Raw genomic sequence first — 22,708 nt, forward strand, 5'->3', positions numbered from 1 at the left:
ATGACGGCTTGGCGCATCGTGATCGCGGACGACCATCCGCTGTTTCGCGACGCCCTCCGCCAAGCGATCGCGGAAATGCTTCCCGGAGCCGAGATCGCCGAGGCCGGCTCGCTCGACGACGTGCAGATGACGCTCGAGGCGACGCCGGAAACGGACCTGCTTCTGCTCGACCTCAACATGCCCGGAATGCAGGGGTTCTCGGGCCTTCTCTTCCTGCGCACACAGTTTCCGGCCGTGCCGATCGCGATCATCTCCGCAAACGAGGAGCCGCAGGTGATGCGCCGCGCCTTCGCCTTCGGCGCGGCTGGCTATGTCCCGAAGTCAGCCGGGCCGGACAAGATCCGCGCCGCGCTCGCCGCCGTCCTGGCCGGCGAGACATGGCTGCCGCCCGGCGTCGGCCCGGAAATGTGCGAGACGGACAAGGAGGCGGGCTTGGCGACGAGGCTCGCCAGCCTGACGCCGCAGCAGATCCGCGTCCTGATGATGCTGAGCCAGGGCCGGCTCAACAAGCAGATCGCCTACGAACTGAGCGTCAGCGAGGCCACGGTGAAAGCCCACGTCTCCGCCATTCTGCAAAAGCTCCGGGTCGAGAACCGCACCCAGGCCGTCATCCTGGCCGGGCACCTCGCCGCGGACGCGGACGCTCCGCAAAAGGCGATCCTGCGATCGGCCGCGACAGCGCAACGAGTGCCCTGACCATTCCGGTCCGCCGCCGCTATTCGGCGGCTTGGCGGTCGGCGAGAGTCTGCGTGATCAGCGCGCGCAGCGCGGCCGGCTTGATCGGCTTGTTGAGCAGCGGCAGGCCCAGGGCATCGGCGCGCATCTTCAGCGCGTCTGAACGGTCGGCCGTAATCAGGATGGCAGGGAGGTCGATGCCGAGCCGCCGGCGCAGCGCCTCGACGCAGGCGATGCCGTCCCCCTCGTCGAGATGGTAGTCGACGATCACGAGATCGGGCCGCTCCGTCCCGTCGCCAACCACCTCGAGAGCCTCGGAGAGGCCGCTCGCCACGCGCACGCTGCGAGACCACGCCGCGAGCAGCGTCCGCATGCCGTCGAGAACGCTGGCCTGGTTGTCGATACAGAGAACGACCGCTCGATCGAGCGCGGAGCTGAACCGCGCGGGCTCCGGCGCGACAAGCGGCGGAGCGATCGTCATCTCGCCCCTTGGAACGCGGAGCGTGAACATCGTTCCTCGGCCAAGCTCCGACCGGAGGCTTACCGGATGGTCGAGGATGCGGCTGATCCGCTCCACGATCGACAGCCCGAGCCCGAGGCCCTGCTCGGTGCCGGAGCCGATCGCGAAGCGCTGGAACTCCTTGAAAACGAGCAGTTGCTTGTCCTGCGGAATGCCGCTTCCCGTGTCCCACACCTGGATCAGGAGGAAACGACCGGCGCGCCGCGCGCCCATCAGCACCTTGCCGCGCGCCGTGTAGCGAAGAGCGTTCGAGAGCAGGTTCTGCAGTACGCGGTGCAGAAGCCGTCGGTCGCTTTCGACAGTGAGGCCGCAGCGCACGATGCGCAGCTCGAGCCCCCGCTTCTCGGCAAGCGGCATGAACTCGACCTTGAGCACCGTGAACAGGTCGTCGAGCGCAAAGCTCCCCACCTCCGGCGTCAGCGCGCCGGCGTCCAGCTTCGAGATGTCCAGCAGAGCGCCAAGCAATTCCTCGACCGATCCGAGCGAGGCGTCGACATTGCGCACGAGCGCGCGCTCCGGGCCGTCGGCGTGACCCGCATTGCGCGCGAATCGCTCGATGAGGCTCGAGACGTATAGCCGGGCGGCATTCAGCGGCTGCAAGAGATCGTGGCTCGCCGCGGCGAGAAAGCGTGTCTTGTCGAGATTGGCCTCCTCGGCGGCCGCGTTGGCGTCGCTGAGTTCGGCATTCAGTGCGGTGAGTTCCGCCGTGCGCTCGTGCACCCGCTGCTCGAGATTCTCGTTGGCGGCGGCGAGTTCGGCCGCCGCACGCACGCGCTCGGTGATGTCCGAATACGTCGTGACGTAGCCGCCGCCGGGCATGGGATTGGTGCGGATCTCAAGGACCGTGCCGTTCGGCCGCCGGCGCTCGAAGATGGTGTCGACGCTGTCGACGAAGCTCGCGAGCCGCTGCGCGACCAGGTCGTCCACCCTGCCGGGGCCGTACTCCCCACGCTGCGCGTTGAAACGGACGATCTCCTCCAGCGGCACGCCGACCCTGCCGAGATCGGCGGGCAGGTCGAGCAGATCGCGAAAGCGCCGGTTCCAGCTGACGAGACGCAGGTTCTTGTCGAAGACGCTGATGCCCTGACGCACATTCTCGAGCGTCGACTGCAGGAGGTCCCGATTGTACTGAATCGCCGCCGACGCGTCATCGAGCAGGCGCATCGCGCTTTCGATGTTCAGGCTCCGCCGTTCCAGCGCCAAGGCCATGACCAGCCGCGCCGAAGCGGCGCCGATGGCACTGGCGAGCAGGCGCTCGGTATGGCGTACGAGATGCAGGTCCGCGTCGACGCCCGGCAGGAGGCCGTGGCCGTGCTGCGCCGCGAAATCCTCGAAGGAGCGGAGGGCGCGTTCCGCGCCGAGATAGCGGGCCGCCACGGTCTGGAGCTCCGCAACCGTGATGGACCCGCGCCACAGCCCGGAACCGGCGTGGCTCTCGCCCGGCTCGGCATCTGCGAACGCGCTGGCCTGCAGCCGCTCGATCGAGGACTGCGTGCTCCACAGCGAAAGGCCCACATAGCCCACGATGTTGGCGAACAGACTCCAGAAGAGGCCATGGGTCAGCGGGTCGAAATGCACGCCGAAGAGCTGCTCCGGCCGCAGGAAGCCGATACCGAAGGGGCCGGACTGCAGCAACTCGACCGGCAACCAGCCCGACCTGACGAAAGCGGGCAGAAGCAGCGTATAGGCCCAGATGAGGAAGCCGAGCAGAATTCCGGCGAGCGCGCCCTTCTGCGTCGCACCGCGCCAGACGAGGCCGCCCAGAAAGGCGGGGGCGAATTGCGCCACGGCCGCAAAGCTCAGCAAGCCGATGGCCGCGAGGGCGGCCGAGTCGCCGATCATGCGGTAGTGGAGATAGGAGAGCAGCAGGAGCGCCAGGATCGCGGCCCGGCGGATCCAGAGGATCAGCCTGCTGAGATCGCCGAGCCCGGACAGCCCCAGGCGCCGGCCGCGGAGGAGAAGGGGCATGATCAGATCGTTGCTGACCATGTTGCTGACCGCGACCGAGGCGACGATCACCATGCCCGTGGCCGCCGAAAGGCCGCCCAGGAAGGCGATCAGGGTCAGCGCCTCCTGCCGAGCGGCGATCGGCAAGGCCAGCACGAACATGTCGCCGTCCGCCGTGCCGTCGGGGAAGGTGATGAGGCCGGCGATGGCGATCGGCACGACGAAGATGTTGATGGCGACGAGATAGGCTGGAAACAGCCACGTCGCCTTGCGGATGTCGTTCTCGTCGGCGTTCTCGACCACGATAACGTGGAACTGGCGGGGCAGGCAGATGATCGCGACGAATGCGAGACCCGTCATGGTGACCCAGGTCGTACCGTCGATGCCGGTTGCGAAGAGCCGGTGCAACTCCGGCGTGGCGGCGGCGCGCGCCGCGAGATCTCCGAACCCTCCGAACATGCCCCAGGTCACGAAGGCGCCAACCGCGAGGAAGGCGACGAGCTTCATCACCGACTCGGACGCGATGGCGAGCATCATGCCCTCGTGATGCTCGGTGGCATCGATATGCCGGGTGCCGAACAGGATCGCGAATAGGGCGAGGATCACCGACGCGATCAGCGCCGTATCGCCCCAGATCGGCAGGTCGCCCGTGCTCGACGGCATCACGACCGCGGGGTAGTGCGTGAGGACCATGAAGCTCGTCGAAACCGCCTTGAGCTGCAGCGCGATGTAGGGAAGCGTGGCGATCACCACGATCACCGTGATGGTCGCCGCCAGAATCTGGCTCTTGCCGTAGCGGGCTGCGATGAAGTCCGCGATCGAGGTGATGTTCTGGCTCTTGGCGAGGCGCACGATCCTGAAGAGGAGCGGCCAGCCCAGGGTGAACATGAGGATCGGGCCGATATAGATCGTCAGGAAGTCATAGCCTGTGGTCGAGGCGAGGCCGACGCTGCCGTAAAAGGTCCAGGAACTGCAATAGACCGCGAGCGAGAGCGCGTAGACGACAGGTTTGGCGGTCGGCCGCCCGCGGGCGCGGGCGACCTTGTCGCCATAGTGGGCGATGGCGAACAGAAAGCCTACATAGCCCAGCGAAAAGGCCAGGATCGCCCAGCCTTGGATCATGAAGCCTCCCTCCGCCGCGCGGCCGTTCCCGGCATATTGGAACACCGGGTCGCGTCCTCTGTCCATTCAAGAAGCTTCTGCCGCGAGGACAGCCAGTGCGGGATGAGCTCTCCGGGCTGAATGGGAGGACGGTGGCGATGAAGACTCCGGCCGCTAGAGTACGATCCGATCAGGTTGACCCAACCTGATCGGTGAATCGTCCTCTGATGCAAATAGTTGGAGCCTGATCCGATCACATCGAAACGATGTGATCGGATCAGGCTCTACGATCCGCCGCCCACAGCCGGAAAACCGCCTCCCCCCTCCTGGTCCAGCGGCATCGACAGGCTGCACCGGAACCCGCCCGGATCGAACGACAACTGTGTCCGGCCCTTGAGATCGTAGGCGACGCTTTGCGTGATCAGCTGCGTGCCGAATCCCGCGCGCCGCGGTGGCCGGACCTTCGGCCCACCCGCTTCCACCCATTCGATCCGCAGCTGCCGGTCCGGCCCGTCCTTCATGACCGACCAGGACAAGACGATTCGCCCGCCCGGCGCGCGTAGCGCACCATGCTTGGCCGCATTGGCCGCAAGCTCATGCAATACCAGGCTGAGGCCAAGCGCCGCGCGCGGCGCGAGGAGGAGGTCCGGCCCCTCAATGCTGAGGTTGCGGTCCTCCACCGCGAACGGCCGAAGAACCTGCCGGACGAGCGTTCGCAAGGACGCCTTCTGCCAATCGCTTCGGGTCAAGGAGCTGTGAGCCGCCCCGAGCGCCCGGATCCGCCCCAGAAAGGCCTCCGAGAACTCTTCGATGCCGGTCGCCCGTCGCGCCGTCTGTCCGGCGATCGCCTGAACCATGGCCAGCGTGTTGCGGACCCGATGGCTGAGTTCCGCCTGGATGCGCCGCTCCTGCTCCTCGGCTTCTGCCTCCTTGGTGACGTCCCTGGCGATCCCGACGACCCGGCCGACTGGACCGGATTCGGACGGCACGACCCACCAGCGATCGAGCACCCATCGCATGGCGCCGTCCGGACGGCAGATCCGGTAGCGTTCGTCGAAAGCACCCGCGCTCACGCCGGCGGCATATGCTGCCTGCACCCGCTCGCGATCATCGGGATGGATCGCCTCGCGCCAGTCGTGCGGGTTTGCGTAGAACCCGGAGCAGGGACGACCCCAGATCCGCTCATAGGCAGCATTCACATACAGGACCTTCTCGGCGACCAGGTCGAAGACCCAGAGGACGTCCTGGACGTTCTCCGCGAGCTGACGGAAAGTCGTCCGCCCCTCCTCGAGCACCTTCTCGATCCGCCGGCGTTCGGTGATCTCGCGCAGGACGGCGACGGCGTATCCGGGCACCCCGTCCTCTTTCACGGCCGACAGGCTCGCCCTGATCGACTTCGGCATGCCGTCGGGCAGCCGAAGGCGCGCATCAACGCTGCAGGGTGACCGCCCCGCGGCCACGGTCTGCAGCAATTGGCGATTCAGCGCTTCCTCCTCCGGATCGGCGATGTCCGCGATGTTGAGGCGACAGAGCTCCTCCGCCGAGCGCTCGGCGAGTTCTGCGAAAGAGCGGTTCGCGAACAGAATGCGACCATCGAAATCAAGCTGGGCGATGCCAAGCGGAGCCTGCTCGACCATGGCCGCAAAGCGATCGCCCGCCCCGCTTCGCGTGGCGACCTTATCTCGCTCGCTGCCAGACGGCGGAGACATACAACGATAACCAGCGCTGTCGGTGAACAGTTCCGCCACGCCTGGGCCGGTCGGCATTGTCCGGTCGGCGTTGCGCTGTTGCCCGTCATCGCGCGCCTGCGATATTTCGCCGGGCTCCAGGGAGAACGATAGGAGAGCGACCGTCTATCAGCGCCGCTCGCTCGGTGCGACGATGGAACGGGAGACGGGCCGGCGGCTGACCGCCGGCAGGCATGCGCCGGAACGCTGTCTCGAGGCGGCCTTTCGGTTCTTGCCCAATCGGGAGCCGAAGGCGGCGATCCTCGGACTCTTCGACATGCCGGCGACTCTCGCGGACTTAGCGACCGCGCCTGATGGCCGGGTCCTCGGCCTTGGCGTGAGCCTTGCCCCGCTGTTCCGCCGCCCGGAGGCTGTCGCCCTCCTCGCCCGCCAACGCCGCGCGGGCCCGCTGGGCCTCGGCCGCGACGTCGTGGGTCTCGGCGCGCGCATTCCTGATACGCTCCTAGTCACAGAAACGAGCAAGCCGGTCGGCTACGGTCGCCATCCCGCTCACGTCGGTGACCGCCTCGCCGCCCTCCCAGTTCTTGGCAAGGCGGATCCCCGTCAACTCATCCGGCATCAGCACGACCAAGTTGCCACCCCAACCGCGCATCATCGGCACGTAAAGGCTGCAGCCATCCTCGGAGTCGTACGGCGCGTGCCAGAACGCCATGTGATAGCGCCCTTGGCTGTCACCGATCTCTTCCCCCGTGGGCAGGCCGCGTTCATGGGTGCCGTAGATCATCTCCTCGAGCTTGGCCGCATGTAAAATCTGCTCACCGTCATGCTTTCCACGGTCATGATAAAGCTGCGCGATCTTGGCCAGATCGCCGAGGGTCGGATAGTAGCCGTAGAGCATCATCGGCTGGCCCTCACGGCCGTCGGGCTCGATCGTCTTGTTCGTGGGCGCGTGATGAATGCCGATCGGCTTGTAGACCTCCTCGACGAGCATGTTCCACAGGTCGGCATCCGGCCCTTCCTTCCGCTTCAGGTACTCATCCAGCAGGACGCCGAGCAGGAACATGTCCTGGTCGCGATAGCGCACGACCTCACTTGGCTCCCAGGGCAGATCCGGCGATTTGAAACCCTCGGCGACCTTCGCCGCCTCCGACTTTGCCTCGTACCAGGCCGCATAATTGCCCTCGAGATAACCGTCATTGATGTCGTTGGGCGTGCGCTGCGTCGTGCCGAAGCCGACCCCGGTCGCCATGTTGAGCACATCGCCGAAGGTGACGTCGTTCCACCCGTCATGCTCGGCCGAGACTTCGACGTAATCTCCGACCTTCTCCTCGAAGATCTCCGGTCCGTATTTCTGGGCGAGGTGCAACATCGCCGTCGCGGCCGCCGTCGATTTGGTGGCAGACCACACGCCGAACCGCTGGCGGTCGCAATAGGGCAGTTCGCCCGAGGCGCTCTTGCAGGCCTTCCGGTAGAGCGTGCCATCATGGACGAGCCCGCTCACGAGAACCTCATCCTGGTTCATCGCGCTCTCGAACTCCTCGAGCTTGTCTGCCCCGACCTTCGCCGCCAATTCATCCCAGCTGGCGATCGGGAACCGGTCGGCGACTTCCGCCTCGTAGGCGCGTTTCAACCGATCGAGGCCTTCAACCCCGCCCGGCCGGTATCTCGCCGGCGCCTGGCCCCAGGCCGTGAAATAGTCAGTGACGTAAAAGGGCGCGGTTTGTTGCACAATCTGGAAGCGGACATCGGAGACCTGGTCCTCGTTGTAGAGGAACATGGCGACTCCGTTATGCGTCTCGCCCTCGATGAGATGCATGAGGGCGAAGGGAAAGGACGCACGCGACCAGCCATTGTCGCCAGGTTCCGACCATACGCGTCCCGGCTGGACGATGATGTCCCAGAAACTGCGGCCCTTCGCCGTCGAGCCGTAGCGGATGACATCCCGGGAGACCGGAACGAGATCGCCGTCATGCGTGAAGAAGGGGATCTCGACCGCGGGAAACATCTTCGGATCCTTGCCCAGGACCTCGCGAGAGGAGAACTGCGCCGGTTCCGTGCTCATCTCCACCTCAGCGGAAATCACGAGCGTGCCGGTGAATTCATGCCTAGCATCTTCTGCGCCGTCTGGCGGAAGGAAGGCAGTGCTGTCCATGAGCACCGATGCCGCGTCGCTGGAACGAGGCTCATCGGCCTTGATCCTTGTCTGATCCGAATATACGGGAGAAGTGCCGATGAGTAGCGAGACGCAGAGCGCAACGCCGCCGCTCCAGATGCTTCTGTGCCCTGTCATGATCTAACCTTCACTGAGCCATTTCTTCGCCGCCGCGGCGGCGGTTAAAAGACGCTCTCACAGGAGGCCCATCCACGGCAAGAGGAGCCCGGGCCGCAGTTCAATCCCGCCACGCCGGAAAGCCCATCCGCATAGGGCTCATCGCCGCGCATCCGACTTTTCCCCGCGTGTGCGAGCGGATCGGCCGCAAGGGTTCGGCTCGATCTCTACATTGCTTCGAAGATCGCCTGCGCGCGCTGGTTGGAGACCGTGAAAGCGCTAACGCTATGCTTGCTAGTTGAAGGTGTGCAGCCGGAGCTTCAGAGACCCGTCTTCCTGCCGCTCGAACACGTGCGTGGCGATGCCGCCGAGAGTCTGGGCCGCGCCGTCGTTTCCCTCGCCTTGAGCCGACCAGTTCGCGGTGCCGTAGACGATCCTGCCGTCGCCGCCCGGCTCGATGATTTCCAGGTTCTGGTCCGTCACGCCGTTGGCGAAGAGCCCGGCGAAAAACTCTTCGATCTCCGCTGGACCCAACAGGACCGTATGGGTCGGGGGCAGCAGCTTGGCGTCCGGGAGATAGGTTTCGGCAAGGGTCCTGGCGTCACCTTCGGTGAAGGCTTTATTCCAGGTCTCATAGGCGGCCTGGACATCTTCGGGGATCCCGGGGTCCTGTTGTGACTGGGCGCTCGCGATGGGCGTCGTCGCGGGCGCGCCGATGAGCGTCAGCACAAAGGTCATTGCTGGAAAGACCTGCAGCATCGGATTACCTTCCTTCTCTTGCAGCGCCTTGCTGATGACCATAGGGTCGCCGGGAGAACCCCATCGAGCGGTCGGTCGGTTCTTGAGTTCTTTCGTGGTATTGGCGGGGTGGGGATCGGCCTTGCAGCCTTAACGACAGAATCTTGGGACTCGAGCGCCCGGCGCCATCTCATCTCACGTGGCTTTCCGCCGAAGCGGCTCGTGGGCTTTCCGCTTCGCCACTCTCGGCTCGTTCCAAGTTCGGATCGGCAAGGTTTTCTTTACCTTTCTTAAGCTATGACTGGGGCACCGGCCCTCGATGCCGGATTGGACCACGAGGCGCCGCCACCATGCCCGCTACCCGCAAGAATTCCCGTTCGCCGACGAGGACTGTCCTCCGCCGCCTGATGCCGTCCGAGCATGGGCTTTTCGTCCTGTTGTTTCTCGTCGCAATGGGCTTTGTCATGATGCCCTTCATCGGCCAGATGCAGGCGCGCGGGGACGCGATCACGAGCGGATGCCAGCGCCTCGCCTTCGCGCTCTCGGCCGAACCGGAGTCGATGGGCCTGCTCGACGCCAGCGGCACCCACGAGGTCTGGATGCAGGCGCCGTGGTCCGATGCGGATGGCGCGGCGGATGGCGGGATCGAGACCACCTCGGTGCGCTGTAGGGTCGAGGCCGCCTGGTCGCGCAGCGCCGAGGATCGCGCCCGTAGCTAGGCGACAGACGATCCGCGCAGCGTTCGGAACCGCTCACGCGGAACACGCGGGGAAGCACGCCCGGAATCCTACGCGACCACCTGGACCCAATATATTCCGGACGATGTCACGGCCTGATCCGTCGCCCCCGGAGTTATCCGAGATCCCGCATGACGTCTTCCAGTCTGATCGATATCGGCCGCAGCCGTCAATGAAACGGCCGGGGTCAACGGATGTTTGGCTCCGCCTTCCGTTGCTTCAGCCAGATCTAAGGCCATGAAAACAAGAGGGAAAGGATGGTGGGCGCGACTGGGATTGAACCAGTGACCCCTACGATGTCAACGTAGTGCTCTCCCGCTGAGCTACGCGCCCATCCGCGGATCGATCGTCGGGAACCTTGGGACCGATCCGTATGAGGAGTGGGCAATTAGCATTCCGCCGCCGGCTTTGCAAGCCCCCAGCAAAACCTCAGCTTGACCAGGCCTACAGGGTCGGAACCGCCGTCGGCGCCTGCGTCGCCAGCAGCGGCTGCAGGGTCGGGGCGAGGGCCTTCAGCAACTGCGCCGGCAACCCGCTGGTAAAGCGATATTCGGCGGCCTCGGGGCCGGGAACATGGGCCGTGATGGTGCCGAAGAACCGTTCCCCGATGAAGAAGACGAAAGTCGCGGTCCGGTTCACCACGCGGGACTCGATAAGCTGCCGCCCCGCCCCGTAGCGGACATGCCGGTGATCGCCCGTGCCGGTCTTGCCGCCGATCGGAATGACGGCGCCGTCCTCGCCGACAAAGGCGCCGTCGATGCGTCGCGCCGTGCCGTTCTCGGCGACATCCCGCAGCGCCCGACGCACCGTCGCGGCCACTTCGGGCGCCAGAACCCGCTCGGCCTTGCCCAGCTTCCGCTTCAGAGCCGTCTCGTAGGGCGTGCCGACGGCGAAATCGAGCCGTTCGATGCGGATCGTCGGCAGGCGCAAGCCGTCATTGAGGATGATGCCCATCAGCTCACCCAGCGCGGCCGGCCGGTCCGCCGAGCTGCCGATCGCGGTCGCATAGGACGGCACAAGGCTGTCGAAGGGATAGCCGAGCCGCTGCCAAGCGCGATGAATCCGAACGAAGGCGTCCTCTTCGAGGAGGGTCCGGACCCGCGTGTCCTGCACCGATTTGCGGCGCGTCTTGAACAGCCAAGCATAGGCGGCCTGCCGCTCGGCGTCGCTGGCCGCCAGCATCTCGGAGCGCGACGCGCCCGGATGGGTCTGCAGGTAGGCGGCCAGCCACAGCTCCAGCGGATGAACGCGTGCCAGATAGCCGCGGTCGGCGAGGTTGAAGCGCCCCGGCGCGTGCTTCTCATAGAGCCGACCGACCGTCGCCGGGTCGATGTCGGCGCCCGGCATCCGCTCTCGCAGGAAGGCGGCGAAGGTGTCGAGGTCCGCGTCGGGGCGAACCGACCGGAAGATCACGGCGAACCGCTCCAGCTTCGGACGAATGCGGCTTGCCAGCAGGTTCAGCGCCTCGTCCGGGCTGCGGCCGCGATAATCCTTATAGAACCGATTGAGGAAATCGCTCCCCTCGCGATCCGCGAAACGCTCGAGATAATGCCGCCGCGCCGGATGCTCCGGATCAGCGAGAAGGGCGCCCGCCCCGTCCGTCCCCTCGGCGATATGGAACGCGACGATATCGCGCATCATCCGGATGAACACCAGATTGACCGAGTTCCGGAACGCCTCGGCCACCGACATGACGCGGCCGTCATCGGCACTGTCGAAGTTCCCGAAGCGGTGGACCCCGCCGCCGGTGAAAAAGCGCTCGGCCGGGCTGGCCGAATAGCGCCGCGCCATCGCCGCGTCGAGCAGCGCGGCGAGGCTCTTATCCTTGGCGGCGGACAGATGGCGGACCGCCCAGAGCGTCAGCGGATCGGATGAATCCGATTCGACCGCGGCGAGTTCCTCACGGCCGAGATGGCCGTAGCGCCCGTGCAGTGTGGCGGCGATCTCGAGATAGGTAACGAGGGTGCGCAGCTTCGCGGTGGACCCGAGATCGAGCTTCGCGCCTTCGTTGATGTCGAGCGGCCGGTCGAGATTGTCGGCCTGCAGGCGGACGTAATTGGCGTTCGGCCCGCGCTCCATCAGCGTGACGCTGTAGATCACGCGCGCGGGATCACCCTTATCGAGCAGGCGGGGACCGGTCAGACCGAGCGTCTCGGCATAGGCGCGATCGCGGAGCTGCCGCAGGACACCGGTGACCGCCTCCTGGACCGGATCGTCGAGCGTTGTCGACACCGTGAGATCCAGCCGGTCGAGTTGATAGAGGCTCGGCAGGCCGAGCATTGGCAGCAGCCGCGACCGGATCGCGTTGGCCGCCTTCCGCTCGACGAAGGACACCGGGGCCGGGGTCGGCCGGTCCTGACGGAAGCGCAGCTCCGCCGCGAGGGCGGCGTCGCGCAGGCCCTGGTCGATAATGCCGGCATGGGCGAGCAGGCGCAGGTAGGTATCGGTCAGCCTGCGCAAGGCCGCGCCATCAGACAGCAGATAGAAGGATGGCCGCCGCTGCGCCAGCAACAGGCTCAAGACCTGCTTATAGGCAAGCGCGCGCCGCTCGATCTCGGAGCCCGTCAGGGCCAATCCCGCTGGGGCCGGCGCGCGCAGCAGCCGATTGACGGTCTCGAAATCGGCGCCGTACCAGGCCCAAAGACCGTCGCCCAGGCCATGGACCTCGCCGAATCCGGCCCGCGCCGTCAGCGGTGTGGAATTCAGGTAGTCTGTGACGATCCGCCGCCGCACCGTGGTCGTATCCGGACCGTCGAGATAGGCGCGCAGGCTGGCCGACACCATCTGCCGCAGCTTGCCCTCGGCATTCAGGGTCTGCCCCTCGGGGGAATGGCGATATTTCTCGATCTGGGTGGCGAGCGTGCTGCCGCCGGCGATATTCAGCCCCGGATTCCCGATCTGACGCACGAAGTCGACGATCACCGTCGCCAGCCGATCCCATTCGACCGCCGGGTTGCGGTTGGGATGGCGCGGATCGAGCAGCTCGCGGTTCTCGATGAACAGCAGCGTGTCCGTGACCAGCGACGGAACCGTCTCGAAGCTCGGATAGACCCGCCCCGGATAGGACTCGTGAAACAGGGTGGCGCCGCTGCGGTCGAGCAATCGAAGCCCCGCCTGGGTCTTCTCGTGGAAGACCGGAAAACCGCCCCGCGTGATGAAGCTGGAGAGCTGCGGTGATAGCTGCGCCTGCCGATCGATCACGAAACCGCCGGCGGTCAGGGATTGGATGAAGGACGGCAGCCTGGCGTAGCCGAGGCGTTCGTTGTAGGGCCCTGCCGTCGGAAAATATATCGACGGACTCGCGCCCGCCCCGACGGAAAACTCGAAATCCTGAGCGAACCGCGACAGAATCAGGGCTTGCAGCCGCGAAGTGCGAATTTCCGCGGCGATCCCCCAGGCCGACCCGGCGATCACAGCGAGGATCACGCCGAACTTGAACACGTGCCGCCACCCGAAGCGACTCATGACGCCCAACTTTTCTGTTCGGCCGCGTCGCAAGTCGGCGAAATGCCGCCTGAATGTGGCGAACATTCGTCCGCCCTCGGCCAAAATTTATTTCAAATTATAGCAGATCGCCAAGAGGAAGGCCAGAGGAAGGCAAGTAAAACACTTCACGCCAATGCACGCGCCCTGTCGTTAAGGATCTCTAACGAGAGGGATTCAGGCGCAGAGCATCTGGTCGATCTGGCTGACCAGGTCCTTGAGATGAAACGGCTTGGACAGGATCTTCGGATCGCCGGGCATCCCGGAGCGCGCGCGCAGCGCAACCGCGGCGAAGCCGGTGATGAACAGGACCTTGAGGTGCGGATTCTCGCGTGCGGCGCGGCGCGCCAATTCGATGCCGTCGATGCCCGGCATGACCACATCGGCCAGCAGCAAGTCGAACTCCTGCTGCGTCAGGGCGGAGATCGCCTCCAATCCGTTGCCGGCCAATTCAACCTCATAGCCCGCGCGGCGCAGCGAGCGAGCAAGGAATTCCCGCATGCTGTCGTCGTCTTCTGCGATGAGGATCCGCGCCATGGCCAGTCGGGAACAAAATTCGAGAGCAAGATTCGGAAGCGAGATGCGGGAAAATGCGCCGTGGTGAACGCCGAAGCTGCAGGAACTATAGCCTATGAGGTGAGTTTGAAAATATGCTTAGTATTGCAGGGGGTTTCCTCCCGGAACGGACGATCGGCCGATAATCGACGAACGAACCACAAACGGTTTGATTTGGCAGGCGGATTCACGCAACGCTTGGGGAGCCAAGCGCTGCGGGCAGACCACTAGGTGAATCGAGGATGAGCGTATTAACCGACGATGGCGCAGATCTGCGCCCGCCACTGGAACTCTTGATGCCGGCGGAGCAAACCGTCCCGGTCGTGTTCTCGTCGCCCCATAGCGGCATCGAATATCCCGAAGAGTTCATTGCGGCCTCGCGTCTCGATGCGTTGTCGTTGCGCAAATCCGAAGACAGCTTCGTCGACGAGCTCTTCGCGGCCGCGCCGGACCACGGCGCGCCGCTGATCCGCGCCCTGTTCCCCCGTGCATTCATCGACCCCAATCGCGAGCCGTTCGAGCTTGACCCGATGATGTTCGAGGATGAACTCCCCGCCTATGCCAACATAACCTCGCCGCGAGTGGCGGCAGGCCTGGGAACGATCGCGCGGGTCGTCGCCAGCGGCGAGGAGATCTATAAAAAGAAGCTCCGCTTCGCCGACGCCAAGGCCCGCATCGACCGATATTACAGGCCTTATCACGACACGCTGCGACGCCTCCTGCACGCGACGCGGGAGCGCTTCGGCTACTGCCTGCTGATCGACTGCCATTCGATGCCGTCGATCGGCGCTCCGATGGAGCGCGATGCCGGCCGGGAGCGTGTCGATTTCGTTCTCGGTGATTGCTATGCAAGTTCCTGCGCGCCGTCGATCATCGACGAGGTCGAGCGGCTGCTGCGCCGGCAGGGCTATCTCGTGGCCCGCAACATGCCCTATTCCGGCGGGTTCGTGACCCAGCATTACGGGCAGCCGGCCGAGGGAATCCACGCCCTGCAGATCGAGATCAATCGAGCGCTCTATATGGACGAAGCGATCATCCAACGCAGCTCCGGCTTCGACGCGCTGTATCGGGGCATGAGCGAGCTGGTCCGCGAGATCAGCGCCAACGGCTCGACGGTTCTGGCGCAATGAACGCAGCTACGGCACCGAGCCAGACTCCAGGCGGTATAGTTATCGAGGAAGCCACGTCGGAGGACGTCGCCGCCATCCAGCGGATTTATGCCCATCACGTGCTTCACGGCGTCGCCTCCTTCGAGGAAGTGGCGCCGGACGAGACCGAGATGGACCGGCGGCGACGGGAGATTCTCGGGCGCGGACTCCCCTATCTGGTCGCCAAACGCGACGGGCTCGTCCGCGGCTTCGCCTATGCCGGTCCGTTCCGGCCGCGTACCGCCTATCGCTATACGGTGGAAGATTCCGTCTATGTCGCACCCGAGGCGGTCGGACAGGGATTCGGCCGGGCCGCGCTCGGCGGAGTGATCCGCCGCTGCACCGATCTAGGCATGCGACAGATGGTCGCGGTCATCGGCGACTCTGGCAACAGCGCCTCGATCAGGCTGCATGAGAGCCTCGGCTTCCAGCGCGCGGCGCTGTTGCGCTCGGTCGGGTTCAAGCTGGGCCGCTGGGTCGACAGCGTGATCATGCAGCTCAGCCTCGGGGAGGCCAACGACACACTCCCCAAGCGCTGAAAACTGCGGCTCCACGCCATTCCTAGCCGCAAAAAAAAGGGCCGTGCATAAGCACGGCCCAAGTTCAGGGAGGAAACGCCCGAAGGGCGATGCGGCCGGGCAATATGGGAATATTGCCACCATGCCGCGCTGCACAATATGAAGAGTGTCGAGGGTGTTTTCAACCCGCCCCTCCACCTTTTCAGAAGCGCCAGACCTCGCTTCATTTCGCCGATTCCCGCCGAACTGCGGGCAAAATTGCTGCATTGCAAAAGCAGCATCGCGGCAATGCGTTTTGCGCAACCCGGAAACTGGCCGTCGCCCCCGGCTCGGGCTCCGGCCGTCCAGGATCGGATCGGTTTTCTCTTTCCAACCCGCGAACCTGCGGTAAGAATTGCAACCCGACGCCGGCGGCGGAAGACCGCCGGCCGAGGACGTGCCGCTAGTGGGCTGATTCACGCAACGCTTGGATCCCAAGCGTTGGAATCGTCACACGAGGGTCAGGCACGGATATCGCGGCAGGGGGTAAGAAGAATCGGAAAGTACGGACCCGTCGAGCGCAAGCCGATCGCCCGCTGGTCTGTCTTGCCGTTCCTCGGATTGCTGGGGATCGGCGCGGCAGTGATTGGCGGCCTGATCTTCGCCGCGGCGCGCGGCCAGGACATGGTCGCAACGGCAAAATCGATCGAATTGGCACAGTCGCTCCTTACGGCCCAGTCCCGCGACCTCGTCCGGGTCAATCGGGACCATGCCTGGTCGGACGACGCGGTTCGCAACCTCGTCGAGGAGCCGAACGCGGCTTGGGCGCGCGAGAATATCAGTCATGATCCGCATCAAGCCTCCGGGGTCAGCGAAAGCTTCGTCCTCGATTCGCAAGACCGGTTGCTGTTCCGCTTTCATAACGGAGAGCCCGTAACACTCGAATCGAGAGTGAAGCCACCTCGCGGACTCGAGACATTGATCGAGGCGGCACGAGCGGGGCCGTCGACGGGAACATCGGGAGAGCCGACCTCGGTCACCGGCATCGTTCGGATGAACGGGACAATCCATCTGGCCGCCGTTACGCCGATCATGCGCACCAGCGCGGCAGAACCCAGCACGACGCGGGACAGGTCTCATCTGCTGATCTTCGGCAAGGCGCTCGACTCGGCATGGCTTTCCGTGATCGCGGAGGATTACGGATTCGATGACCTGTCGGTCGTTCTCAGCGCAGACGAGTTCGACCGGCCGTCGCTCCCGCTCCTGTCCACCGACGGTAGGCGGCTCGGCGCACTGGTCTGGTCGCCGGATACGCCCGGCAATCAGATGCTCTGGTCGGTGCTGCCGCCGGTCGGCGGCGCCTTCGCGCTGATCGGCCTGCTGGCTTTCGTCATTCTGCGGCAGATCGATCAGGGTCGACGGGAGAACCGGCGCCATCTCGAGGTGATCGCCGCCAAGAACGAGCAGCTCGAGAAGCTCGCCGCGCTCCAGCATGCGACGCTCGACAGCGTCGGCGAAGGCATCAGCGTGTTCGACAAGGATCTGAAGCTGGTTATCTGGAACCGGACCTACGCCGCGATGCACGACTTTCCCGAGACGCTGCTGCGGCCGGGGCTCTCCTTCGTCGACCTGCTCCGGTTCAATGCCAAGCGTGGCGATTACGCCCCGCGACCGGCCGAGGAGGTCATCGCCGAGCGCCTGGCCGCCGCCATGCGCTGCGATCGCACGCCGACGGAATATACGCGCCCGGGCGGGCGGGTTCTGGAACTGCGGCGCAATCCGATGCCCGGCGGCGGCTTCGTTAGTTCCGCCCGCGACATTACCGAACGCAAGCGGACCGAACGGGAACTGATGGCAGCGAAGGACCAGGCAGAGCTGGCCAACCGTGCGAAAACCGAGTTTCTCGCCAATATCAGCCACGAGCTTCGCACACCGCTGAACGCCGTTCTCGGCTTTTCGGAGATCATGAAGGACGAGCTCTTCGGCCCGGTCGGCTGCGAAGCCTATCGCGGCTATGTCCAGGACATCCATTTGAGCGGCAGCCTGCTGCTGGAACTCATCAACGACATCCTCGACCTGTCGAAGATCGAAGCCGGCAAGTTCGAGTTGAACGAGGAGCATGTCGAGCTCGACGAGCTTTTCGCATCGGTCCTGCGCATCATCCGCGAGCGGGCGCAGGCCGCGGGTTTGTCGATAACCGTCGATATCGAGCCTGGACTGCCTGCGGTGAGGGCCGACAAGCGGGCACTCAAGCAGATCCTGCTCAATTTGCTGTCGAACGCGGTCAAGTTCACGCCGAGCGGCGGCAGCATCACGCTGAAGGCGGACCGCGACAGCGACGGGGCCCTTCGGCTCAGCGTTATGGACACCGGGATCGGCATCGCCACCGAGGATATTCCGCAAGCCATGTCGGTATTCGGCCAGGTCGACAGCACGCTGGCCCGCAAATATAACGGGACCGGGCTGGGTCTGCCGCTGAGCCGCGCGCTTACCGAACTTCACCGCGGCAGCCTTCAGCTGGCAAGCCAGCCTGGCATCGGGACCGCCGTCTCCGTCTGCCTGCCGCCCGAGCGCGCTGCCTGAGGCGCAAGGAAACTGGAGCACGCAGGATGATCGACCTCGACCGTGCCCGCCGCGACACACCCGCCACGGCAACGCTGCTGCATTTCAACAATGCGGGCGCCTCGCTGATGCCGCAGCCGGTGCTCGCGGCGCAGATCGCTCATCTGCAGCGCGAAGCCACAATCGGCGCCTATGAAGCGGCGGAAGCCGCGCGCGACGCGATCGATCACACCTACGCCTCGATCGCCCGGCTGCTTAATTGCCGATTCGACGAGATCGCCCTGGTGGAGAACGCGACGGTCGGCTGGTCGATGGCGTTCTATGGCCTGAAGCTCGGACCGGGCGACCGCATCCTGACCGCACGCGCGGAGTATGCGAGCAATTTCATTGCCTTTCTCCAGGTCGCCGCCCGCACCGGGGCCGTCGTGGAGGCCGTGCCGAACGACGAGAGCGGTCAGCTTTCCATCGAGGCTCTGACGTCGATGATCGATGATCGCGTCAAGCTGATCGCGATCACCCACGTACCGACCAATAGCGGCCTCGTGAACCCCGCGGAGGCGGTCGGCCGGGTCGCGCGCGCCCACAATATTCCCTTCCTGCTCGATGCCTGCCAGTCGGCCGGGCAACTGGCGCTCGACGTTGAGGCGCTGGGCTGCGACATGCTGTCGGCGACCGGACGGAAATATCTCCGTGGGCCGCGCGGGACGGGCTTCCTCTATGTTCGCCGCGCGATTCTGGACCGGCTCGAGCCGCCCTTCCTCGATCTGCACGCGGCGCGCTGGGTCGCGGCCGACCGGTACGAGATGCGGCCCGACGCCCGCCGCTTCGAGAACTGGGAGAACAACGTCGCCGGCCTGATCGGCCTCGGCACCGCGGTCGCCTACGCGCTCGACTGGGGCCTGCCCGCGATCGAAGCGCGGGTGACGGCCTTGGCCGCCACGCTGCGCGACCGGCTCGGCCGGATCGCCGGCATCTCGGTGACCGATATCGGCGAACGGCGCTGCGGCATCGTCAGCTTCACGGTCGCGACGAAGACCGCGGAGGAGATGGCCCGTCTCCTACGGGCCCGGCGGATCAACGTCTCCGTCTCCGGCCCGGGCTCCACCCTGCTCGACGCCACGGCGCGCCGGCTCCCCGATCTCGTGCGCGCGTCGGTGCATTACTACAACAGCGAGGAGGAGGTGGAGCGCTTCGCGACAGCGGTGGCGGAGCTGGCTTAAACATCTCACCGTGGGCTTACAAGCCATCGATAGCAGAGCGACATGGCCGTGACGGTCAATCCCCAGTAGAGAATACCCACGGCCATCTCGGCGCCGCGGATCGCCAGATACCAAGGCGAGGATATGTCCGTGGCCGTCGCAAGCATCTGGCCGGCCAGGGCGAGAAGCCACCAACTCACCAGGATCACGGCAAAAAGCCCGATCAGGCGTAGGCTGTTGCCGCGGGCGAGATCCCAAGCGTCGACCAGGCTCAGTGCCTGGCCGGCCGCCGCCGCCGGCAAGACGAGCATCACGCGAACGGCCAGGAAAAACACGAGGAGCAGCGGCGCAAGCGCAACGGCCACCTTGCCCGCCATGGCGGGAACCGCACCCGCCAGAGACACGCCGATGAACTGCGCAACCAGCAAGCCGACCAGCAGAAGCAGGCTGTAACCGAGATAGCGCCATTCGGACCGGCCCAATCTCAACCGCGATCGCCCGTCGATAACGACTCGATGCCATGCCGTCGTGAAGCTGATCAGCGACAGCACATAGGAGATGACGAGAATCGACGTGAACGCGACGAACAAGAGCCCAGTGGATGAGGCTTGGCCCGACGACGCCAGGATCTTCGGCATCACGAACGCCAGGCCGAGCAGCAGAATCGGAAGGGCGGCCAACCGAAGGAAGGTGGGGAAGCGCCCGAAGAGGAACCGAATCGAGTCGGCAAGGATCTGCAGGGGCGGCAGTCTGCGCCCTTCCGTCACCCCCACAGCTCGGGCGGCGCCGGATGGACGAGGCTGCCCTCATAGCGGAGGCCGGGCTCCCGGTCCCGCGCGAGCAGCAGCGGGCCGTCGACATCCACCCAGCGCGCGCCCTGCGCGACCAGCAGCGCCGGCGCCATCGCGAGCGAGGTCGCGACCATGCAGCCGACCATCAGCGCAAAGCCCTGCGCCCGCGCCGACTCGGCCAGCGCCAGCGCCTCGGTCAGGCCGCCGGTCTTGTCGAGCTTGATATTGACGGCGTCATACTTGCCGACGAGCGCCGGTAGGCTCGCCCGGTCGTGGCAGCTTTCGTCGGCGCAGACGGCGATCGGACGATCGAGGTCGGCCAGCGCCGCATCCGCATCGGCCGGCAGAGGCTGCTCGATCATCTCGACGCCGAGCGGCGCCAGCCGCGGCGCCAGTTCGGCGAAGATCGCCGGCGTCCAGGCCTCGTTCGCGTCGATGATCAGCCGCGCCTGCGGCGCGTTGGCATGCACCGCCCGCACCCGGTCGAGATCGCCGGGCCCCGTCAGCTTCAGTTTCAGAAGCGGCCGGTGCGCCTGTGCCCGCGCCGCCTCGGCCATCGCCTCGGCGTTGCCGAGGCTCAGCGTATAGGCGGTCGTTACCGCTTGCAGCGGAGAGAGACCGGCCAGCTCCGCCGCGGACCGCCCCATCTGCTTCGCCGCCAGATCCCACAGCGCGCAATCCACCGCGTTGCGGGCCGCCCCGGCCGGCAGGGCCGCCTGCAGCGCCATGCGATCCATGCCCTGTTCGAGGGCCGGTCGCAGGGCCTCGATCTGCGCCGTCACGCCGGCGATCGTCTCGCCATAGCGACCATAGGGCACGCATTCGCCGCGGCCGATAGCGGCCCCGTGATCGTTCTCCTCCCGCAGGGTCACGACGACCACCTCGGCCGCCGTCTTGCTGCCGCGCGAGATCGCGAAGCTACCGGCGATGGGCCAGCTCTCGGAGGCGACCGTTACGCCCCTACGGTCCTCTCGCTGTGTCATAGTCCACTCCCCGCCTAGACGATCGCGTCGACGATCGGCCCGGCGCCGTTGCGGAAGGGGTCGACCGCGGGCATCCCGAACCGGTCCTCGACCGACGCCAAGTACTCCCCGGCGGCCCGGTCGTCGAGACTCGCGGTGTTGATGCTGAAACCGACGCAGCGGACATCCGGGTTGGTCAGGCGGGCGGCCGCAATGTTCGCCTCCATGCAATCGGCAAGGTCCGGCAGCGCCCGGTCGGGCAGACCGCGCATGTGACGCCGCGTCGGCTCGTGACACATCACCAGAACGTCGGGCTGAGCACCGTGCAGCAGGCCCAGGCTGACCCCGGCGAAGGAAGGATGGAACAGCGAGCCCTGGCCCTCGACCAAGTCCCAATGGTCGGGATCGTTGGCCGGCGAGAGCCATTCGACCGCGCCGGAGATGAAATCGGCCACCACCGCATCGATCGAGACCCCGTCCCCCGCGATGAAGATACCGGTCTGGCCGGTAGCGCGGAAATCGGCCTTCATCCCGCGCCGGCGCATCTCGCGTTCGCAGGCGAGCGTCGTGTACATCTTGCCGACCGAGCAGTCGGTGCCGACCGCCAGCAGCCGCTTGCCGGGACGCTTGACGCCGGTGGCGACCTCGAAGTCCCGCGCCGGGTGGCGCACGTCGAACAGTTGCCGGCCATGGGCCGCCGCGGCCTCCCGCAAGGCTGGAACGTCGCTGAGCCGCCGATGCAGGCCGCTGGCCAGGTCCATGCCCTTCTCCAGGGCACGGACAAGGACCGGGATCCAGCTTTCGGATATCCGGCCGCCCCGGTTCGCTACGCCGACGATCACCGTCTTCACCCCAGCCTCGGCCGCCTCATCGACGGTCATGTCGGGGAGCTTGAGATCCGCCTTGGCGCCGTCGAGACGAAGCTGCCCCGCGCACCAGTCTCGGCGCCAATGCACGATGCCCTGCGCCGTCTTGGCGGCGAGCTGGTCCGGCACATCGCCGAGAAACATCAGATAGGGATGCTGAATTGTTGCCATGATCGACCCTGCCTCACGCGATTTTGGCGGCATCCTATCTAAAGGATCGGCGTTTGTCGGCAGGGATTTCTCTTAAGGGCGGAGGGCGTTGAGCGGCGGCAGACGGCGGGACATCGGACCTCCGACAATCCTCACGCGTCCTGCCAACCGAAACGCGTTCGCCGTCAAGCGCGACAATGACGGAATCGCCTCGACCTCTGGTCAGGCGAGGCGCGCCGCCACGGCGAAGGCTCCAAGCATCGCCGCGCAGGTGATGAGGTCCAGCGGCAGCCGCCAGAAACTCTGCCGCGTCCAGCGGCGCGCCGTCCCTTCGGCGATCGTCGCCGGGGCGGCGCGCTCGAAGGCGAGAGCCTTGGGGATGAAATGGAACGCCGACCAGATTCGCATGATCGCATGGCTGGCGAGGCCGGCCAGCAGCCACAGACGGATCTCCGGCTGCGACCATGTGACGGTAAGGGCGACGACAAGCGCCAGCTCGAACACGATATGGGCCGGTATCCAGAACCTTCGGCGGGAGACGCCGCCGCGTTCGGGCTGAATGAGCTCGGGACGGCGCGGCCAGGCAGGATCGACGACCCGAAATTCATAGAGACCGCCGCCAAGGCTGACGAGCGCGAGCGCACTGGTCAGCCCGGTCGCGACGAGGGATAGCGTAAGCATGATTGCCCCAGCGGAATTGAGTCGGGAATATCCTTAACTAAAAGGCTTTTCCGGCACGGGAAGGCTATCCGCGGCACGTTTAAAGGGGATTAAGAGAGCCTAACCCGCGCTCGCCCAGGCCCGCAGACCATGGATCGGC

Annotated in this window: 16 protein-coding genes and 1 tRNA gene; 6 read left to right on the forward strand and 11 right to left on the reverse strand. The window is 65.7% G+C overall.

All coding sequences use genetic code 11. The features are described from left to right. A complete protein-coding gene (locus DT069_RS11165; protein ID WP_119460383.1) occupies nucleotides 1-696 on the forward strand; it encodes a response regulator in 696 nt (231 codons plus the stop codon). A 19-nt stretch (nucleotides 697-715) separates the two neighbouring features. On the opposite strand, the gene DT069_RS11170 is transcribed toward DT069_RS11165, so the two are convergent. The 4 genes from DT069_RS11170 to DT069_RS11185 form a co-directional block, all read right to left on the reverse strand. Then, entirely contained in the window at nucleotides 716-4,330 is a 3,615-nt protein-coding gene (locus DT069_RS11170) for a PAS domain-containing hybrid sensor histidine kinase/response regulator (RefSeq protein WP_425450159.1), read from the reverse strand. 197 nt (nucleotides 4,331-4,527) lie between these two features. Next, nucleotides 4,528-6,009 carry a sensor histidine kinase gene (locus DT069_RS11175; RefSeq protein ID WP_119460384.1) on the reverse strand — a complete coding sequence of 494 codons (1,482 nt, stop codon included), beginning with the start codon at nucleotides 6,007-6,009 and terminating at the stop codon, nucleotides 4,528-4,530. Nucleotides 6,010-6,433: 424 nt separating this feature from the next. Beyond that, a complete protein-coding gene (locus tag DT069_RS11180; protein WP_162913132.1) occupies nucleotides 6,434-7,993 on the reverse strand; it encodes a serine hydrolase in 1,560 nt (519 codons plus the stop codon). Between the two features lie 501 nt (nucleotides 7,994-8,494). Further along, the gene (locus tag DT069_RS11185; protein WP_425450160.1) at nucleotides 8,495-9,001 is read right to left on the reverse strand and encodes a YybH family protein; all 507 of its coding nucleotides are present in this window, start codon (nucleotides 8,999-9,001) and stop codon (nucleotides 8,495-8,497) included. A gap of 287 nt (nucleotides 9,002-9,288) precedes the next feature. Here DT069_RS11185 and DT069_RS11190 point away from each other — a divergent pair, with 287 nt between their 5' ends. Further along, complete coding sequence (locus DT069_RS11190; RefSeq protein WP_162913133.1) at nucleotides 9,289-9,657, forward strand: hypothetical protein; 369 nt, start codon at nucleotides 9,289-9,291, stop codon at nucleotides 9,655-9,657. 276 nt (nucleotides 9,658-9,933) lie between these two features. Here the strand turns inward: DT069_RS11190 and DT069_RS11195 are convergent. From DT069_RS11195 to DT069_RS11205, 3 genes are all read right to left on the reverse strand, one after another. Beyond that, nucleotides 9,934-10,008 (reverse strand) — tRNA-Val (locus DT069_RS11195). 111 nt (nucleotides 10,009-10,119) lie between these two features. Beyond that, nucleotides 10,120-13,140 (reverse strand): transglycosylase domain-containing protein, encoded by a 3,021-nt coding sequence (locus tag DT069_RS11200; protein WP_119460458.1) that lies wholly within the window; start codon nucleotides 13,138-13,140, stop codon nucleotides 10,120-10,122. Between the two features lie 195 nt (nucleotides 13,141-13,335). Then, nucleotides 13,336-13,695: a response regulator gene (locus DT069_RS11205; protein ID WP_119460387.1), complete on the reverse strand. Its 360-nt coding sequence runs from the start codon at nucleotides 13,693-13,695 to the stop codon at nucleotides 13,336-13,338. A 260-nt stretch (nucleotides 13,696-13,955) separates the two neighbouring features. Here DT069_RS11205 and DT069_RS11210 point away from each other — a divergent pair, with 260 nt between their 5' ends. The 4 genes from DT069_RS11210 to DT069_RS11225 all read left to right on the forward strand — a co-directional run bounded on the left by DT069_RS11210 (nucleotide 13,956) and on the right by DT069_RS11225 (nucleotide 19,140). Next, complete coding sequence (locus DT069_RS11210) at nucleotides 13,956-14,843, forward strand: N-formylglutamate amidohydrolase (RefSeq protein ID WP_119460388.1); 888 nt, start codon at nucleotides 13,956-13,958, stop codon at nucleotides 14,841-14,843. Beyond that, nucleotides 14,840-15,400: a GNAT family N-acetyltransferase gene (locus DT069_RS11215; protein WP_119460389.1), complete on the forward strand. Its 561-nt coding sequence runs from the start codon at nucleotides 14,840-14,842 to the stop codon at nucleotides 15,398-15,400. Before DT069_RS11210 ends, DT069_RS11215 begins: the two co-directional genes overlap by 4 nt. Nucleotides 15,401-15,859: 459 nt before the next feature. Beyond that, complete coding sequence (locus DT069_RS11220) at nucleotides 15,860-17,941, forward strand: sensor histidine kinase (protein ID WP_162913134.1); 2,082 nt, start codon at nucleotides 15,860-15,862, stop codon at nucleotides 17,939-17,941. A gap of 26 nt (nucleotides 17,942-17,967) precedes the next feature. After that, nucleotides 17,968-19,140: an aminotransferase class V-fold PLP-dependent enzyme gene (locus DT069_RS11225; protein ID WP_119460391.1), complete on the forward strand. Its 1,173-nt coding sequence runs from the start codon at nucleotides 17,968-17,970 to the stop codon at nucleotides 19,138-19,140. A 5-nt stretch (nucleotides 19,141-19,145) separates the two neighbouring features. Here DT069_RS11225 and DT069_RS11230 read toward each other — a convergent pair whose 3' ends face one another. The 4 genes from DT069_RS11230 to DT069_RS11245 all read right to left on the reverse strand — a co-directional run bounded on the left by DT069_RS11230 (nucleotide 19,146) and on the right by DT069_RS11245 (nucleotide 22,569). Then, the gene (locus DT069_RS11230; RefSeq protein WP_119460392.1) at nucleotides 19,146-19,886 is read right to left on the reverse strand and encodes a hypothetical protein; all 741 of its coding nucleotides are present in this window, start codon (nucleotides 19,884-19,886) and stop codon (nucleotides 19,146-19,148) included. Next, complete coding sequence (dgcA, locus tag DT069_RS11235; protein ID WP_119460393.1) at nucleotides 19,883-20,893, reverse strand: N-acetyl-D-Glu racemase DgcA; 1,011 nt, start codon at nucleotides 20,891-20,893, stop codon at nucleotides 19,883-19,885. The genes DT069_RS11230 and dgcA overlap by 4 nt, the downstream gene beginning before the upstream one ends. A 14-nt stretch (nucleotides 20,894-20,907) precedes the next feature. Beyond that, on the reverse strand, nucleotides 20,908-21,909 hold the full coding sequence (gene dgcN, locus DT069_RS11240; protein WP_119460394.1) for an N-acetyltransferase DgcN: 1,002 nt from the start codon (nucleotides 21,907-21,909) through the stop codon (nucleotides 20,908-20,910). A 201-nt stretch (nucleotides 21,910-22,110) separates the two neighbouring features. Continuing rightward, nucleotides 22,111-22,569 carry a hypothetical protein gene (locus tag DT069_RS11245; protein ID WP_119460395.1) on the reverse strand — a complete coding sequence of 153 codons (459 nt, stop codon included), beginning with the start codon at nucleotides 22,567-22,569 and terminating at the stop codon, nucleotides 22,111-22,113. Between the last annotated feature and the right edge of the window lie 139 nt (nucleotides 22,570-22,708).

This window comes from Virgifigura deserti (assembly GCA_003576685.1).
In the GTDB taxonomy this organism is placed as follows: Bacteria; Pseudomonadota; Alphaproteobacteria; order Dongiales; family Dongiaceae; genus Virgifigura; species Virgifigura deserti.